The organism is Liquorilactobacillus mali (assembly GCF_001437155.1).
GTDB classification, from domain to species: Bacteria; Bacillota; Bacilli; order Lactobacillales; family Lactobacillaceae; genus Liquorilactobacillus; species Liquorilactobacillus mali_A.
Genome location: NZ_JQAR01000046.1, coordinates 1 through 6,810, shown reverse-complemented (window position 1 = coordinate 6,810; position 6,810 = coordinate 1). Strand labels below are relative to the sequence as shown.

4 protein-coding genes are annotated in these 6,810 nt (G+C 33.1%); 3 read left to right on the top strand and 1 reads right to left on the bottom strand.

The annotated features are described in order from the left end of the window. Nucleotides 1-593 precede the first annotated feature (593 nt). The 3 genes from IV36_RS11475 (at nucleotide 594) to IV36_RS11465 (ending at nucleotide 5,862) form a co-directional block, all read left to right on the top strand. Nucleotides 594-1,262: a replication-relaxation family protein gene (locus tag IV36_RS11475; RefSeq protein ID WP_003689348.1), complete on the top strand. Its 669-nt coding sequence runs from the start codon at nucleotides 594-596 to the stop codon at nucleotides 1,260-1,262. Then, nucleotides 1,255-3,243: a helicase HerA-like domain-containing protein gene (locus IV36_RS11470; protein WP_056992621.1), complete on the top strand. Its 1,989-nt coding sequence runs from the start codon at nucleotides 1,255-1,257 to the stop codon at nucleotides 3,241-3,243. Before IV36_RS11475 ends, IV36_RS11470 begins: the two co-directional genes overlap by 8 nt. Nucleotides 3,244-3,657: 414 nt before the next feature. Further along, the gene (locus IV36_RS11465) at nucleotides 3,658-5,862 is read left to right on the top strand and encodes a glycoside hydrolase domain-containing protein (protein ID WP_056992619.1); all 2,205 of its coding nucleotides are present in this window, start codon (nucleotides 3,658-3,660) and stop codon (nucleotides 5,860-5,862) included. Here the strand turns inward: IV36_RS11465 and IV36_RS11460 are convergent. After that, nucleotides 5,859-6,425, bottom strand: a complete 567-nt coding sequence (locus tag IV36_RS11460; protein ID WP_003690894.1) for a hypothetical protein — start codon at nucleotides 6,423-6,425, stop codon at nucleotides 5,859-5,861. The two genes, IV36_RS11465 and IV36_RS11460, sit on opposite strands and share 4 nt — an antisense overlap. Between the last annotated feature and the right edge of the window lie 385 nt (nucleotides 6,426-6,810).

Below are 6,810 nucleotides of genomic sequence, written 5' to 3'. Positions count from 1 at the left end.
CGAAAACCAGGGAAAAACTTTGTTCATACCGCTTCAGCCTTCCTAAAAACTAAGCCAAGCTAGTCTAGTTGTCAAATATATTTGTGTTCCCTTTTGGATAATTTAGTTAAGAAATATAAGGACTTAGTAAATGAAGTTATGTAATCTATAATTAGAAATGTATAGAAGAACAGGACAGCAGATTAGATTATATGTTGTTTAAGAAATTAGTAATGATTTAGATTAATTAAAAGATAAAAGATGTAGGATATCAATTAACTTCCAGTTTAACTTTCTGGGAGTTTTTTTTAAATTGAAATGCGTAATTTTTGATTTTTCTTTGATTTTTAATTATATTAGTTTTGATAAATAGTTGACCTTGTTTTGGAAGTACATGCTTAATTTAGATTGTTGTAGAGGCTTTCATACAAAATACAGCCGAAACTGCCCTCTCTCCACGTAATTACGATAGGACAGTTTCGGCTGTATTTTTATAGTATTGAAAAAATAAATAAAATAAGCATGTACTAGAGAAAAAGGGTTGTGGATATAAAGTTGAGTTAGGGAGTTAGTTTGAAGAATGTTAAGAGATTAGAGATAAAGGGGTGTTTAGCTTGAGAGTAGGATTAACTGAAAAGAGATATCTGGTTTTAAATGTTTTAGATAAGTTGGGGATTGCGACTGTTGATCAGATCATGAGGTTAACGTCTTTTAATAAATCGACAATCTATTATGCATTAAAAGAATTTGAGAAAAAAGATTTAATAAAGAAATTCAAGAGTATGCAGCAAGCTGTTTATTTGATAACCAAGCTTGGAAGTGAAGTTATCGGTGATTTAAATTTTGGTTTCTCAAAGGATGAGAGGAACCCTAACTTTGCAATTTTTCGGCATAGTATGTTAATTAATGAAAGCGTTATTTTTTATAAAGATCAATTTGCAGAACGTGCGAAATTTGAAATGGAACGAGAATTAATTGCTCAGATTATTAGTCAAGGATCACAAAGAAGAGAGCAGATAGTAAATTTGCCTGATTTTGTGATTGAAACTGAGGATACAAGACAAGCTGTAGAGGTTGAACTTACGCGTAAAAGGGCAGCAAAAATAACTAAAAAATTGGTTAATTATAAGAAATTTATTATTGAAGGCCAGTATACGCATTTAATTTATTTATACCAGTCGTTGGCAATTCGGCGTTTAGTTGCAAAGTGTGCAGCAGATGTTGGAATTGAAGTTACTTTTGGCAATCTAGATGAAATGTTGAGGGGGAATGTGTATGTTTGATTTTCAAAAGCAAGATAATTCTAAAAAAGAGCGTACCACCTCAGATGAAGAAATTGGATCCTTTATTGCTTGGATGTTTTATGGTCTATTTTTGTTAGCGGCCATAGGTATTTTTTTACCAGCACTAGTAATAGCGTTAGTTGTTGGAAGTTTGGCAGCTAGTTCTCACAAATTAAAGTGGCTATCATTCGTGAGCGGGATTAGTTTAATATTGCTAATAATGTTGCTGTTAAGGTTTAAGATAGGGGCGTTATTTCAGTTTTTAGGCTTATATCAAAAAATATTACCAGGCAAATTAATGCACTTCTTTGAAAACGCTTTTAACAATGGCAAGACATTTTCTATTGACTGGTATAACTGGATATTAATGATATTTTTAGGTTTGGTTATGGCGTTGTTAGTGGGAATAATAATAAAAAAACTAGTTACTAATTATTTTGTGAATGTTAAAGAAGAGCAAAGTTCTCGATTTTTAAATTCAGGCAGATATCGAAACATTTTTAAAAAGCGATTAAGTATAACTAATAAGCAGCAAGAAAAATGGAGAAAAGATACTCAAAATACAAATCTTTATTTGGGTATTGATATAAAAGGGAACGCGATAGAATTGCCAATAAAACAGTTATTTACGCATGAATTAATTCAAGGTACGACAGGATCAGGAAAAACAGTCGCTATGTTGGCACAAGCAGAAGCATGTATGAAAGCAGGGCTGCCTGTAATTTATGTGGAGGCTAAAGGGGATCCACAAATTGAACATGATTTGGGAAAGTTGGCCACAAAATATGGACGCAAATTTAAAATATTTTCAGACAATACAGAAACAACATACAACCCGATAAAAAATGGGTCGTCATCAGGAGTTGAAGAAAGGTTAATGAGCGTTTTTGATTGGAGTGAGCTATTTTATAAAAACGTTAGTGATAACATGTTGCTAAAAGTAATTAAATTCATGGACACTTATGGCATAAAACGCGATTTACCAACTTTATTGGAGTATTTAGACTTTGATAATATTTGGGAAACCTTAAAATCAGATAGTATAAAACGGGAAGTAAACGTCAAAAGAAAAGTTAAAACAAAAGACGGAAAAACAGGGGACACGGGGCTTGTAGGAATCGGGAAAACAGAAGAAAAAGCAAAATATATTGAAAAAAAGGTAGTAGTTTATGATTTGAGTGAAAAGGCTAAGAAATATACCAAGTTGTTTTTTGGAAAAGAAAATTTTGATGATGAGGATTTTAAGGAGTTTAAAGAAAATGAAGCAAATGTCATGAAAAACATTTATGGGTTAAAGGTCCAAATTGAGTTGCTAGTTATATCTGATTTGGGATATAAGTTAAGTGAAACAGAAAATAGTGTAGATATGACACGTTTTTTGGAAACAGATGATATTGTTTTATTCAGCTTTAACAGTAATAATTATGGTTCATTGATACCAAAATTAGGACGATTTGTGGTTAGTGACGTTGCAACTGCAGTTACACAGAAATTTAATAGGAGTGAGTTTAAAGGTGCAGTAGGTTTTTTTGATGAATGGGGAAGTTATGCCAATGAGAAGATTATCGATGTGCTTGCAAAAGCGCGAAGTGCAAAGTTTGGAGCGGTTTTAGGAGTTCAATCTATGGAGGACTTGAATACTAATGGAGAGGGCTTAGACAAGCGAATAAGAGATAATGTAAATACGTTTATGCTAGGACGCTCAAACGATCCAGAAAGTGCTGATTACGTAGCAAATCTAGTCGGAACTTATGAAGATTTGGATAAAACAATCATGACAGAGGATAAAGGCAGTGTTTTTGCTCGAATAGATACAAAATCGGCACGTGGAACAATTAGAAGTGTAAATAAATTTGTAGTGAAACCTGATAATATAAAACGATTAGAAGACCATTCATTTTATTTAATTACTAAAGGTGCAAAAAACGAGGAAGAGTATGCGCGTAAGGTGTATACGCGCAACACAATGCAAGGGTTATAAATTAGACAACTTAGTTTTTCACAATATAAATAAAATAATAAGATAATCAAACTTTATCTTAGAGTAATGATGGTGACCTTGTTCCGTTTTTGGAAGAGGTCGCTGTTTTAGTTTATGGTAATAATTGGCAATATATTTTGAAGTAATAATTAATTGTTTTGAATTATTAAAATGACCGTACTTCATACTCTAATTTTAGGTATTGCCAGTATTTAGTTGAATAGCTGACTTTTCCATTTATTTAAGCAACTTGTGAATTGAATTTTATGTTTTTGTTTAAAATGATAGTTTCAGAATACGATTGTCAAAAAAAGAGTAAGATAATTTTTTTGTAATTTATGCGAACGTATGTTTGATTATATAAAAATCCGGGTTTAAGATAATGTCAATCTTACAAGAAAGGAAGTTTTAAAGATGGATCAAATGGTATTAGAAACACAACAATGGTTAAACAAAACTTATGGAGGAGTCAGTGGCTTTGGTAGTGTAACAGAAGATGGACTTACTGGCTGGGGAACAGTTTATGGGTTAACAAGGGCGTTACAACATGAACTTGGAATCACAGGCTTGGTCAATAATTTTGGACCAACAAGTAAACAAAAATTCAATAATATCGCTAAAACAATTGTAGTTGGTTATACAGGCAATATTGCGTATATTATTCAAGGAGGATTTTGGTGTAAGGGAATCACACCAGGAGAATTTGATGGTAAGTTCTCAGCTGATACGGCTTCTGCAGTGACTACAATGAAAACAAAGGCAGGACTTGCAGATACAAGTAGCTCAGTAGATGGTAATTTTATGGCAGCTTTGTTAAATATGAGTTCTTTTGACTTATTAACGGGCGGCGATTCCAAAGTTCGCGAAATGCAACAACAATTGAATCATGATTATTTAGCGTATACAGGAATCTTGCCATGTGATGGAATTTACCAGCGAGATACTAATTCAGCTTTGATTTATGCGTTGCAGGCAGAAGAAAAGATAAGTACAAGTGTTGCGACAGGTGCTTATGGTGCAACCACTAAAAAAGATACGCCAACTGTCAAAGAAGGAACAACAAATAATTTTGTTAGAATCTTGCAATGGGGATTGTATGTAAATAATAAAGCATATACGGGAGCATTTGATGGAGTCTATGATTCTGCAGTTGTTGCAGCGGTCAAGGAATTTGAAGAAACAATGGCATTAGATTCTACAGATGGAACCAGTGCAGGTGTAGATATCTTTATGAGTTTATTGACTTCAGCGGGTAATCCAGATCGTTCCGCAATCGCTTGTGATACCTCATATCAATTAAACGCAACAAGAGTTGCGACTTTAAAAAATGCAGGTTACAGCATTGTTGGTCGTTATTTAACAGGAACTGTAGGTTCCGGTACGAGTGAGCGAGCAAAAAATTTAACAACAGATGAAATTACTGCCATTACAACCGGGGGATTAAAGATTTTTCCAATCTATCAAGATGGGGCTTCAGATAAAGAAGCGTACTTTACGGCAGCCCAAGGTAAAACTGATGGGACAAAAGCAGTATATGCCGCACAAGATTTAGGATTTAAAGAAGGAGTAGTCATCTACTTTGCAGTTGATGCGGATATTCAAGCTGGAGATATTGCAGGATCAGCAAAGGTTTATTTTGAAGCTCTGTACGATATTGTAACTTCGTATGGCTATGAGGTTGGGATTTATGGAACTAGAAATGTTTCCGCAACTATTATTTCAGCAGGATTGGCAACCAAGGCTTTTATTTCAGATATGTCGACAGGATATTCCGGAAATCTTGGATACTCAATACCAGATGAATGGGCATTTGATCAATTCTCAGAGATCTCCATCGGAGATTTTGCGATTGATAAGGACGCGACAACAAGTGCGAGAGAAACTGCAACAGGTAGTTTTGGTGTTGGAGGAGAAAGCGGTTATGGAAATGCAGAAGATTTAGCAAAGATTAATACAATTATAGACGCTTTAAGTCAGAAGAAAAATTTTTCATATTTGAGTGGTTTAAAGATTGAGAAAACAAGTAAAGAATACGAAATTCCGGGTTTTGCTGTTGACTTTTACGTACAGGTTAAATTTGAAGCATCAGTTTCAGAGCCAGGTGATAATGTTGGTGTAGTTTATAATGTGTCAAATGGTAAGTTTGAGTCAGACTTTACGGATACCATAGCCGGAGTTGTGGCATTAAGTGATGAGATAAATAAAGAGGATATCAATTCAGCACTGACTGAATTGTCCTCTTTAATCAATAACGGTCAAATTTGGGTAGAGCCGGTTACTAAGGGCAGCGATGCAGGAATAGCTTTGCATATTAAATCAACTTTTGACCATACACTCGACAGTGGCGAAACTATTGAACTAGAATATGAAATAATTATTGATGAGATATTCCATAAGATTGAAGTTGTTCCGACAGGTGTTCCAAACACTACAGCAAATGATTATAATAGTTTATTTCCAAATGGGATTAAAGAATTTGTAGGATTCTCAATAGTAGCTGGTTTAGCAACTGGAGGAATTTATTATGTTGTTACGGCTGTTGGAGCAACAGCTGCTGTGGTTACTACAAGTATTTTAGCATTGATAGCATTACTAAAGAATAATGATACTGGTGTTTAGAATCTTAAAATTATTTTCAAAAGTGTACAACAAATCATAGCTATGTTTAGAAATTGAAAGGCATATAATGTGTTAAAAGTCTTTTTTTCTATAACTGGTAATAATTTAGAATCAAATTCTGAAATCAATTTGGAAAGTGATGTATTATTTTTTAAACTTTTGCTTTTAAGAGAGAAATTGGCTATGCTTTTTTTCAAATAAAGATAGTATATTGGGAGTAGAAGAGCAGCAGCTATAAAACAAAGAAGTAAGGTATATACAAAATACTGGGAAGTTTTAAAATTGAAATAGGCGAGTAAAACCAACGTTGGAATCATATTTAGTATAACTATTAAAGGTAACAATTTGGCTGGGTTATAAGTGACGATTGAAAGTAATTGGCTGATATCTTCATCATTATTAGAGTTATCTTTTTTGAACTTGACAGTTAGCTGATTAAACTTCAACATCATTTCTTTTAATTCTTTTTGTAGATGGGTCATTTTAAATAAAAGGATAAAGAAAAAAATGGCACACATGCCCGAAATGGCTAATAATAAAATAGTAAGTTGATTTGTATCCAATTAAAATACCTCCAATGCTGTGTTTGTTAAGTATATCAAAAATAATATATTTTTGTAACATTTTTTAATGTGACACAAAGTAAAGTGATTAAATGCTTTGCCCGTAAAAGTAAGTTTTTAAGGGTTCTGTATAATTGCTAGCAAATGCATGGAACTGATAATTACTTTAGCGTTTAAATAGTAAGTTCCGAATCTTTAAATATATATTATTATCTTGGAACTCAATTCTGAATTGGGTTCTTTTTTTATTTACCACAATTACAGGATAAGTTTAACAGGAATAAATTAATCCTTGAGTATATGCTCCTATGTCAATAAATGGCACATTTTTTTCTAAACACTCGTTCTAATTCTGTCGGAATTAAACCAACTGATGTAATTTGAG

What these genes read in the sequence shown, in the direction of transcription:
- IV36_RS11470 (WP_056992621.1), top strand. Translation starts at nt 1,255, where the DNA reads ATGTTTGATTTTCAAAAGCAAGATAATTCTAAAAAAGAGCGTACCACC.
- IV36_RS11465 (WP_056992619.1), top strand. Translation starts at nt 3,658, where the DNA reads ATGGATCAAATGGTATTAGAAACACAACAATGGTTAAACAAAACTTAT.